At 67.9% G+C, this 25,673-nt stretch carries 22 protein-coding genes; 11 read left to right on the forward strand and 11 right to left on the reverse strand.

Annotated elements, in window-relative coordinates:
- Positions 1-165: 165 nt before the first annotated feature.
- Positions 166-561, forward strand: coding sequence for a dihydroneopterin aldolase (gene folB / locus B4920_RS19780; protein ID WP_079436409.1), 396 nt, complete (start codon positions 166-168; stop codon positions 559-561).
- 154 nt (positions 562-715) lie between these two features.
- Here the strand turns inward: folB and B4920_RS19785 are convergent, their stop codons facing one another.
- Positions 716-1,168 (reverse strand): SRPBCC family protein, encoded by a 453-nt coding sequence (locus tag B4920_RS19785; protein WP_161493348.1) that lies wholly within the window; start codon positions 1,166-1,168, stop codon positions 716-718.
- Between the two features lie 154 nt (positions 1,169-1,322).
- Here B4920_RS19785 and B4920_RS19790 point away from each other — a divergent pair, with 154 nt between their 5' ends.
- Positions 1,323-3,056 carry a bifunctional diguanylate cyclase/phosphodiesterase gene (locus B4920_RS19790; RefSeq protein WP_079436411.1) on the forward strand — a complete coding sequence of 578 codons (1,734 nt, stop codon included), beginning with the start codon at positions 1,323-1,325 and terminating at the stop codon, positions 3,054-3,056.
- A gap of 12 nt (positions 3,057-3,068) precedes the next feature.
- Here B4920_RS19790 and B4920_RS19795 read toward each other — a convergent pair whose 3' ends face one another.
- Both B4920_RS19795 and B4920_RS19800 read right to left on the reverse strand, forming a co-directional pair.
- Entirely contained in the window at positions 3,069-4,616 is a 1,548-nt protein-coding gene (locus tag B4920_RS19795; protein WP_088179512.1) for a vanadium-dependent haloperoxidase, read from the reverse strand.
- Between the two features lie 195 nt (positions 4,617-4,811).
- The gene (locus B4920_RS19800; protein ID WP_161493349.1) at positions 4,812-5,447 is read right to left on the reverse strand and encodes a MarC family protein; all 636 of its coding nucleotides are present in this window, start codon (positions 5,445-5,447) and stop codon (positions 4,812-4,814) included.
- Between the two features lie 208 nt (positions 5,448-5,655).
- Between B4920_RS19800 and B4920_RS19805 the strand changes: the two genes are divergently transcribed.
- A complete protein-coding gene (locus B4920_RS19805) occupies positions 5,656-6,420 on the forward strand; it encodes a metallophosphoesterase family protein (RefSeq protein ID WP_079436413.1) in 765 nt (254 codons plus the stop codon).
- A 24-nt stretch (positions 6,421-6,444) separates the two neighbouring features.
- On the opposite strand, the gene B4920_RS19810 is transcribed toward B4920_RS19805, so the two are convergent.
- The 6 genes from B4920_RS19810 to B4920_RS19835 form a co-directional block, all read right to left on the reverse strand.
- Positions 6,445-7,386 carry a c-type cytochrome gene (locus B4920_RS19810; RefSeq protein ID WP_079436414.1) on the reverse strand — a complete coding sequence of 314 codons (942 nt, stop codon included), beginning with the start codon at positions 7,384-7,386 and terminating at the stop codon, positions 6,445-6,447.
- A 52-nt stretch (positions 7,387-7,438) separates the two neighbouring features.
- Positions 7,439-8,176, reverse strand: a complete 738-nt coding sequence (locus B4920_RS19815; protein ID WP_079436415.1) for a c-type cytochrome — start codon at positions 8,174-8,176, stop codon at positions 7,439-7,441.
- 39 nt (positions 8,177-8,215) lie between these two features.
- Positions 8,216-10,276, reverse strand: a complete 2,061-nt coding sequence (locus tag B4920_RS19820; protein ID WP_216819958.1) for a c-type cytochrome — start codon at positions 10,274-10,276, stop codon at positions 8,216-8,218.
- Positions 10,277-10,371: 95 nt separating this feature from the next.
- A complete protein-coding gene (locus tag B4920_RS19825; protein WP_079436417.1) occupies positions 10,372-11,007 on the reverse strand; it encodes a response regulator transcription factor in 636 nt (211 codons plus the stop codon).
- Positions 11,004-12,812, reverse strand: coding sequence for a sensor histidine kinase (locus B4920_RS19830; RefSeq protein WP_173862685.1), 1,809 nt, complete (start codon positions 12,810-12,812; stop codon positions 11,004-11,006). Before B4920_RS19830 ends, B4920_RS19825 begins: the two co-directional genes overlap by 4 nt.
- Before the next feature lie 74 nt (positions 12,813-12,886).
- Entirely contained in the window at positions 12,887-13,510 is a 624-nt protein-coding gene (locus B4920_RS19835) for a hypothetical protein (RefSeq protein ID WP_079436418.1), read from the reverse strand.
- 212 nt (positions 13,511-13,722) lie between these two features.
- Here B4920_RS19835 and B4920_RS19840 point away from each other — a divergent pair, with 212 nt between their 5' ends.
- The 6 genes from B4920_RS19840 to B4920_RS19865 all read left to right on the forward strand — a co-directional run bounded on the left by B4920_RS19840 (position 13,723) and on the right by B4920_RS19865 (position 18,342).
- Positions 13,723-13,983 (forward strand): PepSY domain-containing protein, encoded by a 261-nt coding sequence (locus tag B4920_RS19840; protein ID WP_079436419.1) that lies wholly within the window; start codon positions 13,723-13,725, stop codon positions 13,981-13,983.
- Positions 13,984-14,045: 62 nt separating this feature from the next.
- Entirely contained in the window at positions 14,046-14,603 is a 558-nt protein-coding gene (locus tag B4920_RS19845) for a cytochrome b/b6 domain-containing protein (RefSeq protein WP_079436420.1), read from the forward strand.
- Positions 14,600-15,256 (forward strand): response regulator transcription factor, encoded by a 657-nt coding sequence (locus B4920_RS19850; protein WP_079436421.1) that lies wholly within the window; start codon positions 14,600-14,602, stop codon positions 15,254-15,256. The genes B4920_RS19845 and B4920_RS19850 overlap by 4 nt, the downstream gene beginning before the upstream one ends.
- Positions 15,253-16,569: an ATP-binding protein gene (locus B4920_RS19855; protein WP_079436422.1), complete on the forward strand. Its 1,317-nt coding sequence runs from the start codon at positions 15,253-15,255 to the stop codon at positions 16,567-16,569. Before B4920_RS19850 ends, B4920_RS19855 begins: the two co-directional genes overlap by 4 nt.
- 83 nt (positions 16,570-16,652) lie before the next feature.
- Positions 16,653-16,952: a hypothetical protein gene (locus B4920_RS19860; RefSeq protein WP_079436423.1), complete on the forward strand. Its 300-nt coding sequence runs from the start codon at positions 16,653-16,655 to the stop codon at positions 16,950-16,952.
- Positions 16,953-17,007: 55 nt separating this feature from the next.
- Entirely contained in the window at positions 17,008-18,342 is a 1,335-nt protein-coding gene (locus B4920_RS19865) for an amidohydrolase (protein WP_079436424.1), read from the forward strand.
- Between the two features lie 43 nt (positions 18,343-18,385).
- Here B4920_RS19865 and B4920_RS19870 read toward each other — a convergent pair whose 3' ends face one another.
- Together B4920_RS19870 and B4920_RS19875 are read right to left on the reverse strand one after the other, a co-directional pair.
- Positions 18,386-19,510 carry an FIST signal transduction protein gene (locus tag B4920_RS19870; protein ID WP_079436425.1) on the reverse strand — a complete coding sequence of 375 codons (1,125 nt, stop codon included), beginning with the start codon at positions 19,508-19,510 and terminating at the stop codon, positions 18,386-18,388.
- Between the two features lie 9 nt (positions 19,511-19,519).
- Complete coding sequence (locus tag B4920_RS19875) at positions 19,520-20,722, reverse strand: GGDEF domain-containing protein (protein WP_079436426.1); 1,203 nt, start codon at positions 20,720-20,722, stop codon at positions 19,520-19,522.
- Positions 20,723-20,942: 220 nt separating this feature from the next.
- Here B4920_RS19875 and sbcD point away from each other — a divergent pair, with 220 nt between their 5' ends.
- Both sbcD and B4920_RS19885 read left to right on the forward strand, forming a co-directional pair.
- Positions 20,943-22,172 (forward strand): exonuclease subunit SbcD, encoded by a 1,230-nt coding sequence (gene sbcD / locus B4920_RS19880; RefSeq protein WP_079436427.1) that lies wholly within the window; start codon positions 20,943-20,945, stop codon positions 22,170-22,172.
- Positions 22,169-25,621 (forward strand): AAA family ATPase, encoded by a 3,453-nt coding sequence (locus tag B4920_RS19885; RefSeq protein WP_079436428.1) that lies wholly within the window; start codon positions 22,169-22,171, stop codon positions 25,619-25,621. The genes sbcD and B4920_RS19885 overlap by 4 nt, the downstream gene beginning before the upstream one ends.
- The last annotated feature ends 52 nt before the right edge of the window (positions 25,622-25,673 follow it).

Below are 25,673 nucleotides of genomic sequence, written 5' to 3' on the forward strand. Positions count from 1 at the left end.
ATCGAGAACACCCTGCGCTCCGCCGAACGCGCCCTGCGCATGCGACAGGCCGACGATTTTCAGGAATGGGAAGCACCAATCCTCAAGAATGGCTGACAATGCCGCCCTCGACGCGCCGGATGCGTTTCCGGCGCCGCACCCAACCACCGCTGCCGGAGCTTGCCCATGTCCACCGATGATTGCCTGATCCGCCTCGAAGGCCTCGCCCTCGACGCCTCCATCGGCATCTACGCCCACGAACTCGCCGCCCGCCAGCCGCTGGAGGTTGACCTCACGCTGGCCATCGACGGCACGCTGGCCGCGCGCAGCGACGACATCCGCCACACGGTGGACTACGACCGGGTCGTCGAATGCCTGGAAGAGCTCCTCGCCAGCCGCCACTTCAATCTGCTGGAGAACCTCAGCCAGGCCATGCTCGACGCCATCGGCGCGCGCTTCCCGGTGCGCCGCGCCGAGATCACCATCGCCAAGCCGCTGGCGGTGCCCAAGGCCCGCCGGGTGTCGGTGAGCCGCAGCTGTGAATGGAAGCGCGAGACCATCAAGGCGGTCGCCGCCGGCTGATTTGCAACGGCGGCGGGTTTATCCCCGCCCGCCGTGACCAAGCCTGTGGATAAGATGTGGGGGTCGGCCACAACCCCCTGAAACGGCAGGCTTTTCGGCAACTGCCTAAAAATTGGGCAAGGCCGGCGGCTGGAAGCAGCGTCGACCGCCGTCCTCAACTCGCGTTGAAACCCAGGGCTTCCTCCGGCAGGCTCTCCGCCTGCCACTTCAGCCCGCGCGCCTCCATTTCGAGGAAGCGCGGGGTGACGCGGCGCATCAGGAAGCCGATCACCCCGCCCAGCATGCCTTCGTAGACCACGCACAAATCCACGACGCAGCCCGCAGGGGTCGGCGTCAGCATGTGCTGGGCGACGGCCTTCATCCCCGGGCTGTGGGACTCCCAGACGAAATGCACGCCGGGCTCCAGTGCCGTCACCGTCCACTCCGCCGCCGGAAAGCCCGGCTGGCGCAGGCGCACGACCGATCCGACGGCAAGGGGCAGAGGCGTGAGCGGCTCCACGCTGGACACCGATGCCGTCCATTCCGGCCAGCGCCCCACGTCGGTCTGGATCTGCCAGACATGCTCTGCGGGAGCCCTTATTTCGGTGGATGTCTGAAAGGTTCGCATGGCTCGAAGGGAAGCGGGATCAATGACGTAGTAATAGCATCCGACGCCACCCTTGTCACCCTGACTGGATCCTTGGACTAGAATGATTTGAAAATGCCAAAAACGCCGAAAATGCCACATAGTTGAAGAGCGTCAGTTTGGAGGCTGAGTGGAAATGCAGAATCGCGATGAGGGCAAGCGCCCCCTCGGCAGCCAGCTGCACGCGCTGCGCGGTGTGCTCGACGGACTGGGTGCGCTGATCTTCACCAAGGACCGCGGCGGCGCCTATACCTACGCCAATCAACGCTTCTGCGAAACGCTGGGCACATCGCTGGACGCCGTCATCGGACGGACCTCGGCCGATTTCTTCGATGCCGACACCGCCGGGCGCCTGCACGACGACGACCAGCAGGTTCTCGCAACCGGTCGGCTCCTGTCCCGGCGGGAGCTGCGCCTGAACAAGGGCAACGGCGAACAACGCTGCTACCTGGCAGTCAAGGCGCCGGTGTTCGACAGCGATGGCCATATCGCGGGCCTGTCCGGGGTACTGATCGACATCACCGAGAACGAGCTGATGGAACGGCAGCTCCGCGCAAGCCGGCAACTGCTCGAAACGGTGCTCGACAACGTGGACGGCTACGTTTTCATGAAGGGGCCGGATCGTCGCTATCTCTACGCCAACCGGGCTTTTGCCGACCTGTTCCTGCGCCCCATCGGGCAGATCATCGGCCAGGACGACCGTAGCCTGCTGTCGGAAGAGGAAGCCCGCCGCATAGGCGAAGTCGACGACCGGGTCTTCGCCAGTGGCATGCCGCTGGCCATCGAAGAGCAACTCACCGACGGACAGGGCCGGCTGCACCAGATGTGGGCCAAGAAGCTGCTGATCCACAGCCACGGCGATGCGCTGCTCGGCTTCGCCACCGACATCACCGAGCTGAAGGCCGCCGAGGCCGAGCTGAAGCGCTCGGAGGCCCGTTTCCGGGTCCTCTTCGAAGCCAGCCACGAAGCCCTGGTGGTCCTCGACGACGAACGCCTGATCGACTGCAACCGAAGCACGCTGGAGCTGCTCGGCGTGGCCAGCCGGGAGGTCTTCCGCCAGCTGCCCCCCAGTGTGTTCTCCCCCCCGTTCCAGCCCTGCGGCAGCGCCTCGCGCGAACTGGCCGCCCACCACATCGCCGCCGCCCGTCGCGATGGCCACCATCAGCTGGAATGGACCGTGCGGCGCCACGACAACCAGGTCGAAGTACCGGTAGAAATCACCCTCAGCGCACTCGAACTAGATGGCCGGCCGGCGCTGCTGGCGACGATGCGCGACCTCACCGAGCGCAAACGCTACGAGGAGCAGATCCACCAGCTGGCGTACTACGACGCCCTCACCGGACTGCCCAACCGCCGCCTGTTCTTCGACCGCCTGGCCCAGAGTCTGGCCCGCAGCCAGCGTAGCGGCCGCCACGGAGCGATCATCTATCTCGACCTGGACAACTTCAAACCGCTCAACGACCGCCATGGCCACAAGGCCGGCGACCTGCTGCTGCAGGAAGTCGCCTACCGCCTGTCGGGCTGCCTGCGCGACGAGGACACGGTGGCACGCCTCGGCGGCGACGAATTCGCGGTACTGCTGGCGCAGATCGACGATGGCCCGCCAGACAACCAGCGGGAAGCCACCCGCAAGCACGCCTGCAACGTCGCCGAACGCATCCGCGACGCGCTGGCCCGGCCCTACCTGCTGACGATGGACAGGGGCGACGCGCCGGCCGAGCAGGTGGAACACCACTGCTCCGCCAGCGTCGGGGTGACCCTCTTCCCGCCCCGCGAGATGGACGGCGAAGCCATGCTCAGGCGGGCCGATGCCGCGATGTACGCCGCCAAGGCCGCCGGCCGCAACCAGATCCGCCTCGCCGCGGACTGAAGCGCAACGCGCTCAGCGGCCGCTGCCCGACCACAGCCCCTGGGCCCTGACATATGCCTGGGCACCAACCAGCCGCCCCAGCTGGCGGCCGGCCACATCCCCGTCGTGGAAGTGGATGCCGCCGTACAGGCGCGACATGCCGGCCTCATCGGCGGCTTCGGTGAAGGTTTTCCAGCTCAGCACCACATCGCTGGCCGGCGCCGACGGATCGGCCTTCAGGCTGCGGGCCGGCACCGTCACGCTGCCGCCGAAGGCATCGCTGCCGGTGTAGCGCTTGAGGACTTCCGCCGCCGCCGCACTGAAGGCGCTGTGGCCGCTGGTGTATTCCGAGAACGGCGGCGTGGCGAACCAGTTCGGCTGGAACGGAAGCCACGCAGCGCCATCCATCTCCACGTTGTCGCGGCCCGGGCCGCCCCAGCCACGGATCGTCTTGCCGTTGAACAGGTAGCGCACCGCAGTAGCCGGCCGCGAGGTGTCGTAGAAGCGCTTGGCCTCCCAGGTGGCGATGCCCGCGTCGAAGACCGCGTTCGACAGCGCCAGGAACATCTTCACGTCCTCATCCAGCGAATGCTTGTCCCGCTCCGCCACCTGCAGCGCGAACAGATGCCAGTGCCCCGGCGGCAGCTCCGAATTGGGGCCGTCGGCCCAGTACTCGGCAATGCTCTTCTGGCGGTCGGTCAGGTTGGCGGTGAAGTCGATGATCTCCTGCACCTGGGCCACGTACTCGGTGCTGCCGAAAGCCTTGGGCGGCACCGGGCGGAACTGGTCGCCGCGCGTCAACGCAAAGGGCACGACCTTGCCCCAGTGCGGCGCGATGTAGGCCGGCGTGACGGTGACCCCCGCCTGATTCACCCAGGTCAGCGGCTGCCACGACTGGGGATTGACGAAGCTGCTCAGGGCCGTCGGCGCGGACAGGTTGATCGCCGGGTTCTGTGGCACATAACCGGTGTAATCCGCGTAAGGCACCGGCTTGCCGCTGGCGTCCAGCGGCGTCAGATTACCCAGCTGGTTCGAGCCGTCCCCATGCCGGTAGGCCAGCAGGGCCTGGGCCGCCAGATGGCCGACGCCTTCCGGCGTGGCCTTGTCGGAGACGCTGAGCGCCGGGTCGTAGCCGAGCTCGCGCATCTTGGCTTCCAGCGTCCCCCGCTCGCCCGGGTAGAGATCGAGCAGCGCCTCGAACGCCGCGTAGCTGATCGCCTTCGATTTGTTGCCCAGCGTCTGCTCGACCGCCGGACGGCGCAGCGTGTCCGCCAACTGGGTGCCAAGCGCCTGCGCATCGTAGGCCGCCCAGGCGTCGTAGATCGCCGTCGACACGATGCCCAGCGCCCGCGCCGTCATCGGCGGCGCCGGCTTGGTGGCACGGATCAGCGCCAGATGAACCTGATTCCATTGCACGACCACGTTGGCGCCGGCGGGAATCGCCTGCCCGGTCAGCGCCGTGGATACCGACGTGTCCTTGTTGTCAGACCCGCCACAGGCGGCCAGCAGCAGCGCGACAGCGCAGACGGACGCCCTCTTGGCCCAGCGGGACGCGGGCCGACTAGATTCGATCGAGATCATCGGAAGAAATGCCTGAATTCGGATAGGTGAAAGGGCGAGCACCCCTCCGGATGGCCCAGTCGGCGCGCCCACCGCCGCGTCATTCCGGAAAGGTAATTACCCTGGCATTCTATAAGCCGGCTTGTGCACTGCAGCGTGAAAAATGCCCGCTTTTTCCCCCAGCCCCCCGGCCTTTGCCGGGTTCCGGCCAACCCGCTACGTCCCGCCGAGCAGCGGAAACAGCTGGCGCAGGCCGGTGGCCATCATCTCAATGGCCATCGCCGACAGGATGAAGCCGCTGACCCGCTCCACCACGTTCAGCGTGGCCTGGCGGATCTCCCGCCCGGCGCGGCAGGCGATGCGGAAGCTGAGCCAGCACGACAGCCCGACCAGGAAGATCGGCAGCACCACGTGGACCAGGTCCAGCCGGCTGTCCCACACGCTGTTGCCCATCACGTAGCTGAAGGCCGCCGGGCCGGCCAGCAGCGGCACCGCCAGCGGCACGATGGAGGCCTCGCGGCGCTCTGGCGGGCCGCCGTTGGCCGGCGAGCCCTTGAAGCTGGTCTCCTTGCCGAGCACCATCGCGATCGCCAGCAGCAGCACGATGATCCCGCCACCCACCTGCATCGCCCCCAGCGATACGCCGAGGAAACTCAGCAGCGGCAGGCCCAGGAAGGCCGCCACCAGCAGCGCCACCGTCACGCTCACCCCGATCGTCCGCGCGAAGCGCAGCCGGGCCGCCAGGTCCAGGCCCTCGGTGGCGGACAGGAAGATCGGAATCATCGACACCGGCCCCACCAGCGCAAACAGGGTCACGGTCTTTTTGATGGCGAGGGCGGCGATGGCGAGCATGGGCAGACGGAAGGAGGCAATGGCCGATTGTTGCCCGCCCGCCGCAGGCCGACAACCGGGGTTTCCGCCAACAGGGCGCCGCGCAAGCGCCACAGACCCCGCGGGCGGCATCGACGGATCTTCATGCCCCACACGCGGGCGGCTATGCTTGACAACGAAAACCGGCGGACACGTCCCCAGCCGATCACTTTTTACCGAGACAGTACCGATGAAACTCCAGATCGTCTCCGACCTGCACCTGGGGCTGGCGCCCTGCGCACTGCCCGACACCGGCGCCGACCTGCTGATCCTCGCCGGCGACATCCAGCGCCCGCAGGCGGCGCTGCAGTGGGCGATGGCGCTGAACCGCCCGACAATCTACGTGGCCGGCAACCACGAGTACTACGGCTCGAGCATCCCGGCCACCAACCGGCTGCTGCAGGATCTCAGCCGCGACAGCCAAGTGACGGTGCTCGACTGCGGCGAAAAGCGCATCGGCAAGCTGCGCATCCTCGGCGCCACCCTGTGGACCGACTTCCGCATCGCCGGCGACGGCGCGGCGCGCGAGCGGATCATGCAGGACGCCATCCGCTTCAGCCGCGACTTCAGCCGCATCGCCATCGCCGACGACCCGCCGGACAGCCTGAGCCCGCAGCACTGCGCCAGCCTGTTCGCGCAGCACGCGGACTGGCTGGCCGGCCGCCTCGCCGAACCCTTCGCCGGCCACACCGTGGTGGTCACCCACTTCGCGCCGTCGCCGCACAGCATCGCTCCGCGCTTCGCGGGCTCGCCGCTCAACGCCTGCTTCGTCTCCGACCTGGAAGACCTGGTCGCCGACAGCGGCGCGGCCCTGTGGATCCACGGCCACACCCACGACAGCTTCGACTACCGCCTCGGCAGCACCCGCGTGCTGGCCAACCCGCGCGGCTACGTGCGCGACGGCGTCGCCGAGAACCCGGTGTTTGATCCCGGCCTGACCGTCACGCTGACGTGACGCCGCCAGCGCGGCGCCGATGGCTCACTGCACGCCCTGCCCCAGCTTGCGCCCGTCCACGACCACCCCGTAGAGGTTCACCCCGTCATCGGCGTGGTAGCGCTTGCGGGCCTCGTCGATATCGCCATTCACCAGGCGCGGGTCCTGCGGGCGTTCGTGGGAATTAACGTAGGCGGCCACGTCCCAGGCTTCCTGGTCGCTCAAGGTCCGGCCGCGGCCCAGCGGCATGTTGTGCTGGATGAAACCGGCAGCGGTGTTGATGCGGTGCATGCCCGCCCCCCAGTTGTAGGAGTCCTTGCCCCACAGGGGCGGGAAGACCGAGGTGGCGCCGACCTTCTTGCCCGCGCCATCGTCGCCGTGGCACAGCGCGCACTGCTTGCCATACACCGCCTTGCCGCGGGCGATGTCGTAGCCGCCCTTCGGCGGCGGTGGTTCGTCGAAGCCGCGCCCCGGCTGCGCCTTGCCGATCGGGACGCCGGTGGACATCCAGTAGGCGTAGGCAGTCAGTGCCGTCATCACCTCGCTGTCGGCCGCCGGCGGCTTGCCGTTCATGCTGAACTGGAAGCAGCCCTGCATGCGCTCGACGAAGCTGTTCACCTTGTTGTTCTTCTTGCGGTAGGCCGGATACATCGTATAAGCCGCCCACAAGGGCGCCGAGTTGGCCTTGCGGCCGCGGTCGATGTGGCAATTGACACAGTTCATCTCGTTGCCCACGTACTGCGGGGCGAGGGCCTTGGTGTTCATGAACAGGTCCTGGCCACGGCGCACCAGTTCGCCGAAGGCATTGTTGGGAATGTCGGCCTCGGCCGGCGGCTGGAAATAGGTCTGGCCCACCGGACGGGTGGGGGCCTTGGGAAGCTGGGTCTGGTCGTCCAGGCGGGCATTGCGGGCTGAATCGGCCGCCAGCGCGTGGGCAGCCAGCAAAGGCAGGAGCGCGGCGCTCAACAAGCGGAGGGTCATCTTCATGGGGGCGGTTCCTTGATCGGTCACGGGGCGGGGCACAGGCAGCGACGACGGCTCAGCGCAGCCGGTGCTGGCTCTCGTCGAAGGGCTCCGTGGATTCGCCCAGACCGGCGAAGTAGGCCGCAACGGCCTTGATCTCGGCCTCGCTGAGGTCCGCGGCGATGTGCCGCATCAGACCGTTGGGATCGTTGCTGCGGGTGGGCGCGACGGCCGCCACCGCCTTGGTCTTCTTGCCGGCGGGCTGGGCCGGGGTGCCGCGCCAGGCGCGCAGCTGGGCCTCGATGTACTCCGCCGACTGGCCGGCCAGCGGCGGGAAGGCGTCGCCGACACCGACGCCGGACGGGCCGTGGCACAGGGTGCATTCCGGAATGTGGCGGTCCCAGGCGCCGCGCAGGGCCAGCCACGCGCCGCTGCCTTCCTTGGGCCGCTCCACCGGCCCGGCCTTGACGTTGACCTTGGGCTTGGCCGCATAGGCCTTGGCCACCGCAGCCACCTCGGCGTCGCCGAGGGCCTGGGCGATGGGTTGCATCAGCGGGTTCTCGCGGCGACCGGCCTTGAAGTCGGCCAGCTGCTTGGCAATGTAGGCCTCGGGCAGGCCGGCCAGGCGCGGAAAGCCGCCGGCGGCCATGCCCTTGCCGTCGGCGCCATGGCAGCTCATGCAGGGCATGGCCGCCGGGTTGGCGCCGCCCTGCTGGATGATGGCCTCGCCATCGGCCGCCCCGACCTGCAGCGGCAGGGCCAGCAGGGATGCGGACAGGCAGAAGGCAAGGGATCTCGTGGGGGATAGGGACATGGGATGACTCCTGGATTCGGGTGATCTCTTTTTTAATGTTCAGTAGCGGGCGTCGGCCGGCTTCTTGTCCTTCGGCCAGTCCTTCACCTTGTCGGGGAAGTCGGGGCGCGGCTGGTGGCTGAAGTACTCGGCCACGTCCACCGCGTCCTGGTCGGACAGGCCGCCCTGGCCGAGGGGGAACTTGCCGTGGAAGCCGATCGGCATGTTGCGTTTGACGAAGGCTGCGGCGGTGTAGGTGCGGGCCATGCCGGCGCCGATGTTGAAGGACGCATCGCCCCACAGCGGCGGATAGACGTAGCGGCCGTCCGCCTGCTTGAGGCCTTCGCCATCCTGGCCGTGGCAGACCGCGCATTGCTCGGCATAGACCTTCTTGCCGTTTTCCGGATTGGGCTGGATCTTCGGGTCGATCTTGCCGACGCCGCGCCCTGGCACCTTGTCGCCGGGCTTGGTCTCGCGCTTCATCCAGTCGAAGTAGGCGACCATCGCCTTCATGTCGGCAGAGTCCAGCGGCAGCGGCTTGCCGTTCATGGAGCGCTTGAAGCAGCCGTTGATGCGGTCCTCCAAGGTGATCACCTTACCGGCCCGCGGCGCATAACTCGGGAAGAAGGCGGACACGCCGACGAAGGGCGAGCCGTCGGCCACCGTACCGGCGTTGAGGTGGCAGCTCGTACAGTTGAGGGCGTTGCCGACGTGTTGCGGCAGCAGGTCGCGGGTTTCCAGGTGCAGGCGCATGCCGCGAACCAGCTGCTGGGCGTTGGCACCGCTCAGCATGTCGGCCAGGCGCGGCGTCTCGAAGGCGCTCATGTCGGTCTTCGGGTCCAGCGCGGCGCGCATCTTGTTCACCTGCGCGGCGCTCACCGGCGCACCGCCGTTACCCCAGCTGTCGCGCACGAAGGTCAGGATCTCGGCCAGCTCGGCATCCTTCAGACGGGCGAAGCCGGGCATCGCGAAGACCCGCGGATGGGCCGCCGTCTGCACCGTTTGGCCGCCGGTCAGCACGATGTGCATCAGGCTGGCCGGGTCCTTGGCGGCGAGCGCCGGATTACCGGCCAGCGGCGGGAAGACCTTGGGCACGCCGCTGCCGTCCTGACGGTGGCAATCGACGCAGAACTGCACATAGCCCAGGCCGCCGCGGCTGCTGTACAGCTTGTCCGGCGCGGCGCCGGCCACCACCTTGCGCGGCGTGGCAGGTGCGGGCAGTTCGCCCTCGCCCGGTGGCAAGGCCTTCAGATAGGTGGCGATGGCCCGCAGGTCCTCGTCCTTCAGGTGCTGGGTGCTGTGCAGGATGACGTCGGCCATGTTGCCGGATGCCGCGGCGAAGCGGTTCTGCCCGGTTTTCAGGAACAGCGCGGTGTCGTCCACCGTCCACAGCCCGCGCAGGCTGAGGGCCCGCCAGTGCTCCACGGTCTCCCCGGCGAGGAAGTGGCGTCCCTTCGCGCCCGCGTCGCCCATCGCCTTCTCCTGGAAGGCAATGCCCCGCGGCGTGTGGCAGGCGCCGCAGTGCCCGAGCCCCTGGACCAGGTAGGCGCCGCGGTTCCACACCGGGTCCTTCTGCGGATCGGCCTTGAAGGGCGTGCTGTCGAGGAAGGCCCAATTCCACAGGGACAAGCCCCAGCGCATGTTGAAGGGCCAGCTCATGTCTGAGGGTTTGTTGGCCTGCTTGACCGGCGCCAGGCCCTGCATCAGGTAGGCGTAGAGAGCCTGCATGTCGTCCGCCGCGATCCTGGCGTAGGACGGGTAGGGCATGGCCGGGTAGAGGTTGTGGCCGTCCGCCGCGACGCCCTTGCGCATGGCCCGGTCGAACTGCTCGAAGCTGTATTTGCCGATACCTGTGTCCCGGTCCGGCGTGATGTTGGTGGAGTAGAGCTTGCCGAAGGGCGTTTCCAGCGCCCGGCCGCCGGCCATCGGCGCGCCCTTGTCGGCCGTGTGGCAGGCCACGCAATCGCCGGCCTGGGCCAGGTAGCGGCCGCGCTCGATGGTCTGGGCATCCGCGGCGGCGGCCTGGGCAAGCCCGCTGGTCGACACAAAAAAGGCCGCGCCCATCAGGACGAGGCCGCTGGACGACCGGCGGATCTGCCGGCCCATGGCACTGCTCAACATGACGTCCTCCCTACTGCTTGTTTTGGGTACAAGTCTAGGGAGAAGCCCCGAATGCCACTATCCGGACATCGGGTTAACGCAATAACCGAAACCGTCTAGTCGAGCCCCCGGGGATCGGCCCGCAGGATCAGCCGGGCCAGGTCGGCCGCGCTGCCGGTGGCGGTCTTTTCCATCACGTGCTGGCGGTGCACATGCACGGTGTTGTCGCTGATGCCGAGCAGGCGCGCCACTTCCTTGTTGGCCAGGCCGAGGGCGAGCAGGCGGGCCACTTCACGCTCCCGCGCCGACAGGCGGGCCAGGATGTCCTGGGCCTCGCCCTGGCGACGCTGGCTGGCGTGGCGTTCCCGGCTCACCTGGACGGCCCGCTCCACGGCGTCGAGGAAGAGCTGGTCCTTGAAGGGTTTCTGCAGGAAGTCGAGGGCGCCGTCCTTCATCGCCTGCACGGCCAGTTCCACGTCGCCGTGGCCGGTCATGAAGATCACCGGGAAGGACGAGCCCGCCGCCTGCAGACGGCGCTGCAGCTCCAGGCCGCTGAGCCGCGGCATGCGGATGTCGAGCACGATGCAGCCGCCGCCGGGCGGAAAGGCCGGCGCCGCGGCGAGGAAGGCCTCGGCGGACTCGTGCCCCACCGCCTGCCAGCCCACCGATTCGAGCAGGAACAGCAGCGAGCGGCGGAACGGGGCTTCGTCGTCCACCACGTGGATCACGGGCATGTCGGGGGGGCTTGTCATGAAGGGTCTCGGGAGTCGGCCGCCGGTTCGTCGGCCAGCGGCAGCGTGAAACGGAAGACCAGGCCGGGGCCGGGCTCAGCCGCAGCGACGGTGATGTCGCCACCGTGGGCCTCGACGATGGTCTTGCAGATGGACAGCCCCAGGCCCAACCCATCGGGCTTGGTCGTGAAGAAGGCTTCGAACAGGCGCTCGCGCTCGTCGGACGGCAGGCCAGCGCCGTGGTCGCGCACCTCAACGGCACAGCGCTCGCCGTCCCGCCCCAGGCTCACCTCGATGGGCGCGTCGCAGCCGGCCGCCTGTTGCGCATCCCAGGCATTCTTGAAGAGGTTGAGCAACACCTGCTGGACCTGCAGCGGGTCAACCCATACCTTCAGCCCGGCCGCCTCCGCATCCTGGCGGAGCGCCACCGCCGGCACACCCGGCAGCATGCCGGTAAAAAGCCGGCCGGCCTCGCGGACCAGGCTGGCCGGATCGTGGGCTTCCCGCACCCGGTCGCGCTTGCGTGCAAAGGCGCGGATGCCACCGAGGATGCCGGCCGCCCGTTCGGATTCACTGGCGATCTCCTCCGCAGCCTGGCGCAGCGCGGCCGGCGCCAGCGTGCCGCTGTCCTGCCGGCGCAGCAGGCTGCGCGCGTAGTTGCCGATGGCCGCCAGCGGCTGGTTGAGTTCGTGGGCCAGCGTGCCGGACAGCTCACCGAGGATGGACAGGCGCGACAGGTGGTCCATCTGCTGCTGGCCCTCGCGGAGCTGCGCCTCGAGACGTTGCCGCTGGTCCATCGCGGCGGTCAGCTCCCGCGTGCGCCGCTGCACCAGATACTCCACGTGCAGCGTGTAGGCGCCCCACGCCAGCAGCATCAGCACCAGGCCGCTCACCCACGGCCAGTAACGCTCCCACAGGGACGGCCAGGCTGTTTCGCGCAGGAAGGCATAGGGGCCGATCTGCAAGTCCTGCAACAGCTCATGCACCGGATGGTAGTCCGCCGGCACGCTCCAGGACTGGCCGGCCGCGTCCGGCGACAGGGACAGCAGCGCCACCAGCACGTCCCGCGACAGCGCCGGCGGCGTGCCCGGCGCGGCGGCGAAGGCCCAGCCAGGATAGAGCGGCGCCGATACCCGGCAGCGCCGCACGTCGGCCCGTGGCGACAACACCCGCAGCTGCCCGGGGCGCAGGGTGCCGTCCTGCTCCAGGCGCTCCAGCAAGCAGGCGCGCAGTACCCCCGCATCGGCATCGCCGTTGAGCACTGCCTCCACCACCCGCGACATCGGAAAATCGGTAAACACCGGCCGCGGCTGCCCCTGCTCCGGGTTCAGCCCCAGGCGGCGCAGTTCGGCCCAGGCCACCTGGTAGCCGCCGAAGGCATCCTGCGACACCGCCGCCAGGCTTCGCCCCTTCAGGTCGGCCAGCGCCCGGATGTCCCGGCGCTCGTCCAGCACCACCACCGCCGAGCCCACCACATGGGCCGGATCGGTGGACGCATCGGCCACCAGGGTGGCGATCCGGCTGACCCCACTCTCTGCCTCCAGAAAGACGTAATGCCCCGGGTTGGTGACGACGAAATCCAGTTCCCCGGCCTGCAGCGCCGCCGCCATGCCGTCCAGGTCGAAATGGCGCAGCACCAGGTCGCGCCCCGGCAGCTTGTCCTCCAGCTGGTCCATCAGCGCCGACCAACGTACCTGCGCCTCCTCCGATCCCTGCCAGGCCAGCACCCCGATCCGCACCTGCCGCGGCGGCTCGGCGGACCACGCGGCCAACGCGAACAGGACCATCAGCAACAGGGCGACAAGGGAACGGAACGAGGACTTCATGGGCGGAAGTGTCCGCCGGATGGGGGGAACGGGACAAGCCCGCCCCCGCCGTTCTGCCCGCTTGCGCGAAAAGCTCAGCCCACCACCAGATCCGCCGCCTGCAGTAGCCCGGCATTCGCAATGCCGACCAGATCGATCTCGCCATCGGGATTGACGAAAGTCGTGCGGGTTTCGCCACTGGCAATCTCGGTCCACAGGGCATCACCGTCATCGTCGCGGAAGACGCTGAATTCGATCTTGCCGCTGCGGCCGGTCTCGGTCTTGAGGATGAGCGTATCGGCGCCCACCTCAACCACGTCGACGCGCTCGTTGGCGTCGAGGCGATCGGTCTTCCAGCCACCGCGGCCCAGTTTCAACGCGCCGGTGACGGCATCACCCGCCAAGACCAGGTCGCCGTTCGCGGCGCTGCCGTCGGCCAGCGCGAACTTGTAGGTTTCCAGGGAGCGCAGGCTTGCACCCGTCACCACCTCGAGCTCGAAGCTCTTCTGGAACAGGCCGTCCTGATTGGCATCGGTGTAAGTGCTGATCTCCACCTTGCCAAACTCGGTCTCGCTGCGGGTCACGTTGACGCCGTCGAAAGACCAGGTTTCGTTGCTCTTCATGCGCTCCTGCTGCAGACGACCATGCTCCTGCTCGTAAACCGCCGTCACGCTGCTGCCGTTGGTCGCGAACTGATAGCCCTTGGATGAACTGCCCATGCTTCTGACTCCTTCAAGAATGGATCCCTCGGATTGGGATCGTTGAGGGGGAGTCTAGAAAGCGCAGCTGAAGCCTCGCTGAAGCGCCAGGAAGGTTCAGCCCCGTCATGGGCCACTTGGTGAACGGCCTTCAGATTGCCTTCAGTTTGCTCCTGTTAAATGGCCATCACGTTCCCGGCCGGAACCCCCTACAACGCCAATCAGGAGTCATCATGAAGCGCATTCTCCTCACCCTCGCCGCCACCATCGCCACCACCACGGCCTTCGCCGGCCCCAGCTGCCATGTTCCCGCGGACAAGTGGATGAAGGAAGCCGACTTCAAGGCAAGAATCGAAGCCCAGGGCTACCGGATCAAGACCTTCAAGGTCTCCAAGGGCCAGTGCTACGAAATCTACGGTTTCGACAAGAACGGCAAGAGGGTCGAAATCTATTTCGATCCGGCCACCGGCGCCGAGCTCGAACGCAAGTCCTGACGCCCCATCGGCCGGTGGCGGCATGCCCAGCCAGCGGCCATCGACACCACCGGAGACATGCCATGCAATCAGGCACCCCTGCTCTTCCCATCCGCGTCTGGGACCCTTTCGTGCGCATTTTCCACTGGAGCCTGGTGAGTTGCGTGCTGATCAATTACGTCCTCGTTGACGACGGCGAAAGCCTGCACCAGTGGCTCGGCTACATCGCCTGCGGCCTGATCGCGGCCCGGATCGTGTGGGGCTTCGTGGGCTCCAAACATGCCCGCATCGCCAGCTTCTTCCCCACGCCGGCACGGCTCCGCGCCCATCTGACGGCGATGCGTGCGGGCCAGCCCGAATTCCACCCCGGCCATAATCCGCTCGGCGCAATCATGATGCTCGCCCTGATGGCGCTGGTCCTCGCGCTCGGCCTCAGCGGTTTCCTTCAGACCACCGACCTGTTCTGGGGTGAGGAATGGCTGGAGGAACTCCATGAGATGCTCGCCTCGACCCTGATCGGCCTGGCCGCACTGCATGCGGCAGCGGCCATCATCATGGGCCGGCTGGAAGGCGTGAACCTCGTCGGCGCGATGATCACGGGCATCAAGCGCCCACTCAACACCGGCGCAAAGCGGCGATGAGGGTGCTGCTCCTGGAGGACGACGCCATTCTCGGCGAAGCGCTGCGCGACTTCCTGCGCAGCGAAGGACACGTCGTCGACTGGCTGCACAACCTGGCAGGCGCCCGCGCCGTCGAGCGCGAGCCCTTCGACCTGCTGCTGGTCGACTGGAATCTTCCCGACGGTCTTGGCGTGAGCTGGCTCGCCGCCCTGCGTGCAAACGGCCGCAGCACGCCCGCCATCATATTGACCGCACGCGACCGCCTCGCCGACCGCATCGAAGGACTGGACAGCGGCGCCGATGACTACCTAGTCAAGCCCTTCGCCCCCGAGGAGCTCTCGGCCCGCATCCGCGCCCTGACCCGGCGCCTGAACGGCGAGGCGTCCCGGCAGCTGTGCTTCGGCGACGTCAGGATCGACCTGACCCGTCATGAGGCGCACAGCGCGGGGGCGCTGGTGACGCTCACCGCGCGGGAGTGGGCGGTGCTCGAAGCGCTCGCCCTGCGTGCGGGGCGCATCGTTTCCAAGGCCGACCTGGACGCGCTGGTCAACGGCTTCGACGGGGAAAGCAGCAGCAACAACACGCTCGAGGTACATGTGAGCCGCCTGCGCCGCAAGCTGTCACCCGCCCTCATCGAGACGGTACGCGGACTGGGCTACCGCATTCCCGCATGAAGCTCACCTCACTGCAGAATCGCCTGTCACGCAGCCTGCTCGCCGGCTGGCTGGTGTGGTCGCTCGCCATCCTCGGGTCCCTGTGGTGGGTCATCGATCACGAAATCGAGGAGCTGCTCGACGAGACCCTCGTCGAGTCGGCGGAAATCATCGCCGGCTTGCTGGCCTACGATGCGGCGGCGCTCAGGCTCGACGACAGCGACACCCGCGCCCTGCCTGCCGCCGAGCACAGCGAGCGGCTCATCTGGCAGATCACCAATCTGGCTGGGCGCATCGCCTTGCGCTCCCATCGCGCGCCGGACACGCCCCTCGCTTTACCAACCACCTCCGGCCTGAGCTACGACGCCTCCCACCGCTGGCGGGTATTCTCCCTGCGCCTGCCGGGCGCACCGGACCTGGTACTGCACGTGGGGCAGGAGACGGCCGAACGGGAGGAGGCAGCCGTCGAGGCGGCCCGCTACGCAGCGGCAACTGCGTTGTGCATCGGCATTCTGGTAATGCTGTGGACGCGGCTCAGGCTACGCCGGGAGCTGGCCCCGCTGGACGCGTTCTCGGCCGCCATCCGCGACTACGACCCGCTGGCCCGCGACTATCGTCTGCCGCCTGCCAGCCATGCGGAACTGCAGCCGGTCCGCGATGCGATCGAGGGCCTGGCCACCCGCCTCGCACAACGCGTGGAGAACGAACGTGCCTTCTCGGCACATGCCGCCCATGCGCTGCGCACGCCCCTGGCCGGGCTGGATGCACAGCTGGCCGTCGCCCAGCGGGAAGCCCCCGCCATCATCCAGCCCCGCTTGGCCCAGGCGCGGCAGGCGGCAGGCAGACTTCAGCGCGTCGTGACGGCGCTGCTGGCCTTGTTCCGTAGCGGCTCGGATCTGCACCCACAGCGCTTCCGGATGAGTGACCTGGCGGCAAGCCTGGGATTCAGCGGCCTGCAGCTTCAGGTAGAAGGGGCCGAATGGCTGGATGGCGATCCGGACCTGATCGCCGCCGCGCTCATGAACCTGATCGACAACTCCGCACGGCATCACGCCACCATCGTCCGCCTGCACGTCGCCGACTCGCCGGAGGCGGCGATCACGATCGCGGATGACGGCAGCGGCATCGAACCCGGGCACATTAGCCGTCTGAACGAGGCGCTGTCCACGCGGGATTACGCCGGCCATACCGGCCTCGGCTTGATGCTGGCCGACATGGTGGCCCGCATCCATGGCGGACGGCTCGAGATCCTGACACCAGACGCAGGCTGCACGGTCACCCTGCACCTCGGACCACCTGCCAATAGAGCACCCGTGCCAGCCGCTGGTCTATAACGAGAAAACGACCATCCGCAGAAAGGAGTTTCACCTGAGGCAGGCCATCAACCTGCCGTTCACCTCAACATGGGAGTACATCCATGAAGATCACAGCCAATCTCGCGCTGGCAGCACTGTGCGTTCTGCCGGCCACCGCAATTGCCCAAGGGCACGCCGGGAAACATGAACCGGCACTGGCCGGCCATTCAGCGGCCGAGGCGGTTGAACACAAAGGCAAGGCCGATCACATCGACCGCAAGGATTCGCCCTGCGCCCACGAGGCACGGGCCCGCACGCAGGCCGCGACAGAAAAAGCCCCCGACGCAGCACGTGAAACCACGTCCATCATTTACCCACCCGGTTTCGCCACCGGCCCCAGCAGCAACGACAGTGTGGAATGACTGAAGCGGTGCAGGGCAGCGAACAGCGCTCACGTGAATCCGGCGGAGAACAAGAATGAACGAGAAACGATGCCTGTCCCTGCTCTGCAGCTCAATGCTGACGATGAGCGTGGGAATCAGTACTGCCCGCGCGGCAGACGGTACCGCCCTTGAAAGCGAAGTACGCACGCGGGCGGCGGCGGTCGAAAGCCAGCTCATCGCCTGGCGCCGCGACATCCACCGGCATCCGGAGCTCGGCGATCAGGAAGTCCGCACCGCCAAGCTGGTCGCCGACCATCTGCGCAGCCTCGGCATCGAGGTGCAGACCGGCGTCGCCCGGCATGGCGTGGTGGGAATTCTGCGCGGGGCTCAGCCCGGCCCGGTGGTCGCCTTGCGGGCCGACATGGATGCGCTGCCGGTGAAGGAACCGGCCGGCCTGCCGTTCGCCTCCACGGACAAGGGCAACTACCAGGGCAACGAGGTCTCGGTGATGCATGCCTGCGGCCATGACGCCCACACCGCGATGCTGATGGCGACCGCATCGGTCCTCGCCGGCATGAAGGCGCAACTGCCGGGTACGGTGATGTTCATCTTCCAGCCCGCCGAAGAGGGGCCGAGCCTGTTCATGCCCGGCCCGGGCAAGACCTGGGGGGCGCGGATGATGCTGGAAGAAGGCTTGTTCAAGCGACTCAAGCCCGCCGCCGTGTTCGGCCTGCACGTGATGCCCGGCCGTTCCGGCGAGATCACCTGGCGCGTGGGCTCCACCACGGCCAGCAGCGACACGCTCAACATCACCGTCAAGGGCAAGCAGGGGCACGGCGGCATGCCGTGGTTCACGGTCGATCCGGTGGCAACCTCGGCCTTGATGATCAGCGGCCTGCAGACCGTCGTCAGCCGCAAGGCCAACCTCACGGTGTCGCCAGTCGTGGTGACGATCGGCTCAATCCACGGCGGCACCGGCCCCAACATCGTTCCCGACAGCGTGGAGATGAGCGGCACCATCCGCAGCTACGACCGGCAGGTGCGCAAGCAGGTCGGCGAGGACATCCGGCTCAGCGCCGAGAAGATCGCCGAGAGCAGCGGCGCCCACGCCGACGTGAGCATCGTCCCGATGTACGACGAAACCGTGAACGACGAAGCCCTGGCGCAGCAGATGGCCCCGGTGCTGAAGCGCGCCACCGACGGAAAGGTCGGCACAGCGGCCCTGCCAGGGGCCGCGGAGGACTTTTCGTTCTACGCCAAGCAGACCCCGGCGCTGTTCGTGTTTCTCGGCATCACGCCGGAAGGGCAGGACCCCGCCAAGGCCGCCCCCAACCACAACCCCCAGTTCTTCGTGGACGAGAAGGCGCTGGTGGTCGGGACGCGGGCGATGGCCTCGATGGCGGTCAGTTTTCTGGCCCGGCAGCCGTGACGCGCCCCACCGGCCAAAGCGCCTTATGTAGCGGAGACAGCGTTCAGAAGCACACCAGCGCGGCATTGTGGAAATCGGGAATGCCGATTTCCTCGAAGGACGAGATCTCGCCGAGGGACAGGGCGCCGACCAGCCGGGATGCACCGGTATGGTGGCGCAGTTGCTGCAGTTCCCGGATGGAGTCGCCCTGCAGGTGCAGGCGACGGCCGGCGCAGTAGAAGGTGACCAGCGCGTCGCGCGGCGAATCCACGTCACAGCCCAGCGCATTGGTGATGGCGGCGACGCAGTGGCTGCTTTCCAGGTCGGGCGCCTTCAGCAGGCTGAGGATGGAACAGGGCGGGATCTCGCCGACGCAGATGATGGCACCGTCCTCCTCGAAGCCGACCGGGATGCGCACCACGACGTTGGCGGCCATCACCAGTCCGAAGGGGTAATGCACCGCGTAGTCGTAGAAATTGTCGTGGGTCAGCGTCACGCCGTACTCGGCCTGGATCAGCTCCCGGTAGACGTCCATGGCCGGGCGCTGGTTGATCAGCTTGATCTTGTTGCCCTCGGTGGAGGTAGCCTGCATCAGGCTGCGGGCGACGGGGTATTCGTGCTTGACGACGGTCTTGAGGGCCGGCAGCAGCAAGCCGGCCACCCCGTTTTCCACCAGCCGCTCGTTGTCGAACAGGCAGAGCATGCGCTGGAAGCTTTCGCTGCCGGCATTGACGCCAGCGTACTCCACGCAGTCCTGCAGGTCGCGATAGATGCCGAGCAGGATGGAACCGATGGTGGGCACGGTGGCGTCGAAGATCAGGAACAGGGTGTCGTCCCCACCGTCGCTCCGGCGCGTCTGGCGGACCGCTTCAGCGATGCGCGCACTGGCGGCCGGCACGTCGGCATCGAGCTGGTCGAGCAGAAAGGTCGGCGGCATCGGGTCAAGGCCGATCAACCAGGCGCCACGGGACACGAAGTCATCATTGACGATCAGCGCCGGAAAGATCGCACCAACCAGCGGTACGGCCGCGGCCCGGAACACGGCCTGGATGGCCGGAACCTGCGCCTGTTCCGCTTCGGGCAACAGCAACAGCACGCCAACGTCGGGGCGGGCCTGCTGCCACTGGGCGATCACATCCCCCACCGCAGCGGGGCTGGCATCCGTATAAGCGAAAAGTCGATTGGGCATGGCGAAATTCTAGCTTTCGGTAAGCATGCTTCGGAACGCCAGACACACTTGATTGCGTCCCTTCTGCTTGGCCTGGTAGAGGGCCTTGTCGGCGGCCTTCAGCAAGGAGGTCAACTCGGATGAGCCGTCGGCCAGTTGAGCCACCCCCACCGAGACCGTAAAGCGGATTCCGGCTTCGCCGCTCAAGACACAGCAGGCGCCCAGCGCGCCTCGCATCCGCTCGGCAACGACCAGCGCCTCATCCAGCGTGGTGTCGGGCAGCAAGGCGACGAACTCTTCACCACCGAAGCGGGCCAGCAGGTCATGCTCGCGTAGTTCTTGGTTGGCGACGCGGGCCAGTGCGCGCAGGACCTCGTCGCCAACAGCGTGGCCATGGGTATCGTTGATGCGCTTGAAATGGTCCACGTCGAGACTCAGCAGGGACAGGGGCCGCTGGTACCGCTGGGCACGGGCGAGTTCGCGCTGGGCGCGCATTTCGAAATCGCGTCGATTGCCGATGCCGGTCAGCGGATCGATATGGGCCAGGGCCTGCAACTTGTCATTGACCGCCGACAGATCCTCGCGGGTCATCCGGTCGAGCAACGCACGCAGAAAGGCGCGGCGCCGATCCAGCGTAGTGCTCCAGCTGATGAACAGACTGAACAACAGAACCGGCAGGTAAACCAGCGAAAAAACCAGCACGACCTCCTGATTGCCTGCGGCCAGGCGGTACACGCCCTGCATGACCGCCGCCGAGATCAGCAGCGAGATCGCCAGGGATGGCAGGAAGCGCACCTGCACACACAGGTTGGCGAGCACGATGAAGATCACCGATGCGTACTGGTAGGTCGTCACCCACGGACTGCTGCTGCGGACCAGCAACTCGAACCACAGGATCGCCGCGAAGAAGATCTGCACCGGCAGCAGCAGATCGAGCAGGCGGATGTTGCGCGACCACAGGAACATCCCCAGCGTCAGCGGCAGCACCAGTGCGATGTAGGCGGAGCGCACGGCGATGGACAGGTCGAAGACGTCCGGCACGACGATCATGTCGGCCAGCACGTAGGACATGTAGGCGAGCTGCCCGAGCAGCGTGACCACCAGCAGGAAACGGCGGTAGTGCTCGTCCTGGTAGGCATGGAAGGCATCCCGCAGTTCATGCGGAATCAGGGACAAACGGTCTCGCAGTGCGCGCTCGATAATCTGGCGCTGATCCGGTTCAGACGTGGACATCTCGGGTGTTGCCTCCTCGGCTGGCACTGGGAAATCAGCTTTCTCTGCCAGCAGTCGCTGGCGCCTTGCGCCCTGGACGAACTCAAATATATCAAATTTGATGATTTATTGAATTCATGCATCAATGAAACAGTGTCAAATGTCCTTACCACCATCGACGGGGGCATTGGAGTACGCACTAGAGTAGATTAGCGCCCCTGTCGCCCTCCACCCCGATTCCATGCGCATCCTCCACACGTCGGACTGGCACCTCGGCCAGCATTTCATCGGCAAGACCCGCCAGGCCGAACACCAGGCACTGATCGCCTGGCTGCTCGAACAGGTGGCGGCCCAGGAGGTGGATGCGCTGCTGATCGCCGGCGACATCTTCGACACCGGCACGCCGCCGAGCTACGCACGGGAGCTGTATTCGCAGCTGGTGGTGGGCCTGCACGAGGCCGGCGTGGCGCTGCTGCTGCTCGGCGGCAACCACGACTCGGTGGCGACCCTCGGCGAGAGCCGCGACCTGCTGGCCCGCCTCGGCGCCATGGTGGTGCCGGCGGCCGACGTAGCGGACGAGCAGGTGCGCGTGCTGCCGCAGCGGGACGGCACGCCGGGCTGCGTGGTCTGCGCGATCCCCTTCATCCGCCCGCGCGACGTGATCCACAGCCAGGCCGGCGACAGCGCGGAGGACAAGCAGGCGTCCCTGCAGGCGGCCATCCAGGCCCATTACCACGCCGTCTTCGCCGCCGCCGAGAGCCGCCGCAGCGCACTTGCCACCGAGCTGGGCCGCAGCCTGCCGCTGATCGCCACCGGCCACCTGACCACCGTCGGCGCCAGCGCCAGCGAATCGGTGCGGGAGATCTACGTGGGCGCGCTGGAGGCCTTTCCGACCAGCGCCTTTCCGCCGGCCGACTACATCGCCCTCGGCCACATCCACCGCCCGCAACGGGTCGGTGGGCTGGAGCACATCCGCTACAGCGGTTCGCCGATCCCGCTGTCCTTCGACGAGGCCGATCAGCAGAAGGAAATGCTGCTGGTGGACCTGGACGCCGCCGGCCTGCAGGCGGTCACGCCGCTGCCGGTGCCGCGCTTCCAGGCCCTGGCCAGCCTGACTGGCAACCTCGACGAACTGCAGGGCGCCATCGCCGCCGCCGCGCTCGACGGCAATCCTGAAAACCCGGTCTGGCTGGAAGTGGTGGTGCGCACCGACGACTACCTGGCCGACCTGCCGGCCCGCATCGAAAGCCTGACCGACGGCCTGCCGGTGGAAGTGCTGCGTATCCGCCGCGCCCGCGGCAACGCTGCCGCCAGCCTGGTCTCCGAGGCCCGCGAAACGCTGGACGAGCTGACCCCGAACGACGTCTTCGCACGCCGCCTGGCCCTGGAGGAGCTGTCCGACGAACTGCGCAGCGCCCTCACCGAGCGCTTCCGCAGCGTGCTCGCCGGCCTCGAGGAGAACGCGGCATGAAGATCCTGCGCCTGCGCCTCAAGAACCTGAACTCCCTCAAGGACGAGTGGAGCGTCGACTTCACGCGGCCGCCCTTCTCCGACAACGGCCTGTTCGCGATCACCGGCCCCACCGGCGCCGGCAAGTCCACCCTGCTCGACGCCATCTGCCTGGCCCTCTACCACGAGACGCCGCGCCTGAAGAGCATCTCCGCGTCGGCCAACGACATCATGACCCGCCACACCGCCGACTGCCTGGCGGAGGTGGAGTTCGACGTGAAGGGCACCGTCTACCGCGCCTTCTGGAGCCAGCGCCGGGCCCGCAACAAGCCCGACGGTGCGCTGCAGGCACCCAAGGTGGAGCTGGCCGAAGTGGATGCCGCCAGCGGCGAAGGCAAGATCCTCAGCAGCCAGATCAACGACAAGCTGAAACGCATCGAGGCCATCACCGGCCTCGACTTCGCCCGCTTCACCAAGTCGATGCTGCTCGCCCAGGGCGGCTTCGCGGCCTTCCTCAACGCCAGCGCCAACGAACGCGCCGAGCTGCTCGAAGAGCTGACCGGCAGCGACATCTACGGCCAGATCTCCGAGCGCGTCTACCGCCAGGCCCAGGAAGCCCGCCAGCAGCTCGACCACCTGAAGGCCCGGGCCGAAGGCGTCGAACTGCTGAGCGCTGAAGCCCGCGCCGAGAAGGAGCAGGCCCTCGCCGCCCTCGCCGGCGCCCAGGCCGAGGCCCGCCGCGAGCGGGACGCCACGCTGGCCCTGCGCCAGTGGCGGAGCGGTGTGGACGGCGCCGAACGGGAAGCCGGCGTCGCCGCCACCCGCCTGCAGGCCGCCGACCAGGCCATCGCCGACGCCGCCTCGCAGCTCGACCGGCTGGCCGCCGGCGAACCCGCCGAAGCCCTCAAGCCGGTGCATGAACAATGGCAGCAGGCCGAAGCCGCCGTCCGCCACGGCGAAGCGCAACTGCAGCAGCTCGCTACCGAACGCCTCACGCTGGAAGATGAGCAGGACCGCCAGCACGCCGCTGCCGACCAGCTGGCCCGCCACGTCGCCGCCGCCACGCGCCGGCACTGGCAACAGCTGCAGGACGAGCAGCTGCGCCTCGACGCCTTCTGCGCCAGCCACTCACGCCGCGCCCAACTGGGCGAACAACTGGGTGCCTGGCGCCAGCAGTTCGAGCAGCGCCAGACGCTGCAGCAGGGCCTGATCGACGGCCAGCGCAACCTCGACACCCTGGCCACAGAAATCCTCGCCCACGAAACCCGGCTCGCCCAGCACACCCAGGCCCTGGCGACCGCCGAACAGGCCCGGACGCAGGCCGAAGCGGAACTCAATGCCGCCCAGGCGGCCCAGCTCCAACGCCTGGCCGGCGCCAGCCTGAGCGAATGGCGCCAGCGCTGGCAAGATGCCCAGAGTGCCGTCGCCCACTGGCAGCAGCTCGACGAGCTGGCCAACCGACGCCGCGAACAATCGGCACGCCACGCCGAGCTGACGGGGCAGCTACAGCGCGAGCAGGCCGTCATCGAGGCCCGCAACAAGGACCTCGTCGCCCTGCGGGAGAAGCACGCCGTCCTCAAGGAACAGGTCTCCGACAAGCAGAAGATGCTCGACCAGGAGCGGCGCATCCAGAGCCTGGAAGCCCATCGCCAGCACCTGCAGCCCGGCGAGGCCTGCCCCCTCTGCGGCGCCACCGAACACCCGGCCGTCGCCGCCTACCAAGCCCTCGACGTGTCCGCCACCGAGGCGGCACTGAAAGCCCGCCAGGCCGAGTTGGAGGCGCTGATCGAACAAGGCCAGAAAGCCCGCAACGCGCTGACCGCGCTGCAGACCAGGCGCGACGCCGCGCAGGCCGAGCACACCCGCCTCGGCGGCGAACTGGCCCGCCTGGCCGCCGAATGGTCCGAGCGCCGCAGCGTGCTGGCCGATGATGCGCTGGCCGCCGACGACTGGCAGCAGCCCGAGCGCCTGCAGGCCGCCCACGCCACCGCAACCCTGGCCCTGAACCGCCTCGCCGAGGCCCTGCAGACGGCCGAGCAAGGCGAGCGCCTCGTCCAGCAGGCCACCCAAGTCGCCCACACTCGCAGCCAGGCCTGGCAGGCCGCCGGCAATCAGCTGGAACTGGCCTGCCAGGCGCTGGCCACCAGCCGGACCCGCCACGCCGACAGCGCCAAACAGCTCGACGCACGCCGGCAGGAGCTGGCCGCCCTCGACGCCCGCCTCGGCGCCAGCCTGGCCGACGCCGGCTTCAGCCTGCCCACCGAGCCGGCGTCGTGGCTACGCGAGCGCGACGCGGAATGGCAGGAGTGGCAAGCTGTGCAGCAACGCCGCCAGCAGCTGGCCACCGAGCTCCGCCGCCAGCAGGCCCGCTGCGAAGCCGCCGATGCCGACGCCGCCCAGTGGGAATCCCGCTGGGAGAAACTGCAGGAAATGCGCGAAACCGCCGTCGTCGAGCTACCGCCCCCCGGCGACGATGCCACCGCCGCGCTGGCCCGCTGCGCCGAACGGATCAGCGGCTTGGCTGCCGACCTCTCCGCGCTGCACGGCCGCCGCCAGCAACTGGAACACAGCCTGGCCGACCAACGCAGCGCGCTGATCACGGCCACCGGCACCTGGCAAACCGCCCTCGCCGCCAGCCCCTTCGCCGACCGGGACGCCTTCCTCGCCGCGCTGCTGCCGGCCGACGAGCGCCAGCGCCTGCAACAGCACAAGGACAGCCTGCAGCAGGCTCGCCAGCAGGCCGACACCCTGCTGCGCGCCGCCCGCGACAAGCACACCGGCCTGCTCGGCGAAGCTCGCACGGCGCTGCCGCTGATCGAACTGGAACGCCTGCTGGCGGAACAGGAAAGCCGGCTGCGGGAACTCGACGAACGTCACGGCGCCGAACGCGCGCTGCTCGACAGCGATGCCCAGCGTCGCAACAGCCAGCAGGCCCTGTTCGCGCAGATCGACGCCCAGGCCGCCGAGACCGAGCTGTGGCTACGCCTCGACGGCCTGATCGGCTCCGCCAAGGGTGACAAGTTCCGCAAGTTCGCCCAGGGCCTGACCCTCGACCACCTGCTGCACCTGGCCAACCGCCACCTGGCCCGCCTGCACGCCCGCTACCTGCTGCGCCGCCGGACCAGCGGCGAGCTGGAGCTGGACATCGTGGACAGCTGGCAGGGCGAAACCGCCCGCGACACCCGCACCCTGTCCGGCGGCGAGAGCTTCCTGGTCAGCCTGGCGCTGGCCCTGGCGCTGTCGGACCTGGTCAGCCACAAGACCTCCATCGACTCCCTGTTCCTCGACGAAGGCTTCGGCACCCTCGACGGCGAAACCCTCGACATCGCGCTGGACGCCCTCGACACCCTCAACGCCAGCGGCAAGATGATCGGCATCATCAGCCACGTGGAAGGCCTCAAGGAACGCATCACCGCGCAGATCCGCGTGGACAAGGGCGGCGGCGTGGGGCATTCACGGCTGGTGGTGTAGGTACGCCTTTCTTACGACGCCTTGCAGGCCTACATTTGCAAAATCAGAAAAG

Source organism: Zoogloea sp. LCSB751 (assembly GCF_002028455.1).
GTDB lineage: Bacteria > Pseudomonadota > Gammaproteobacteria > Burkholderiales > Rhodocyclaceae > Zoogloea.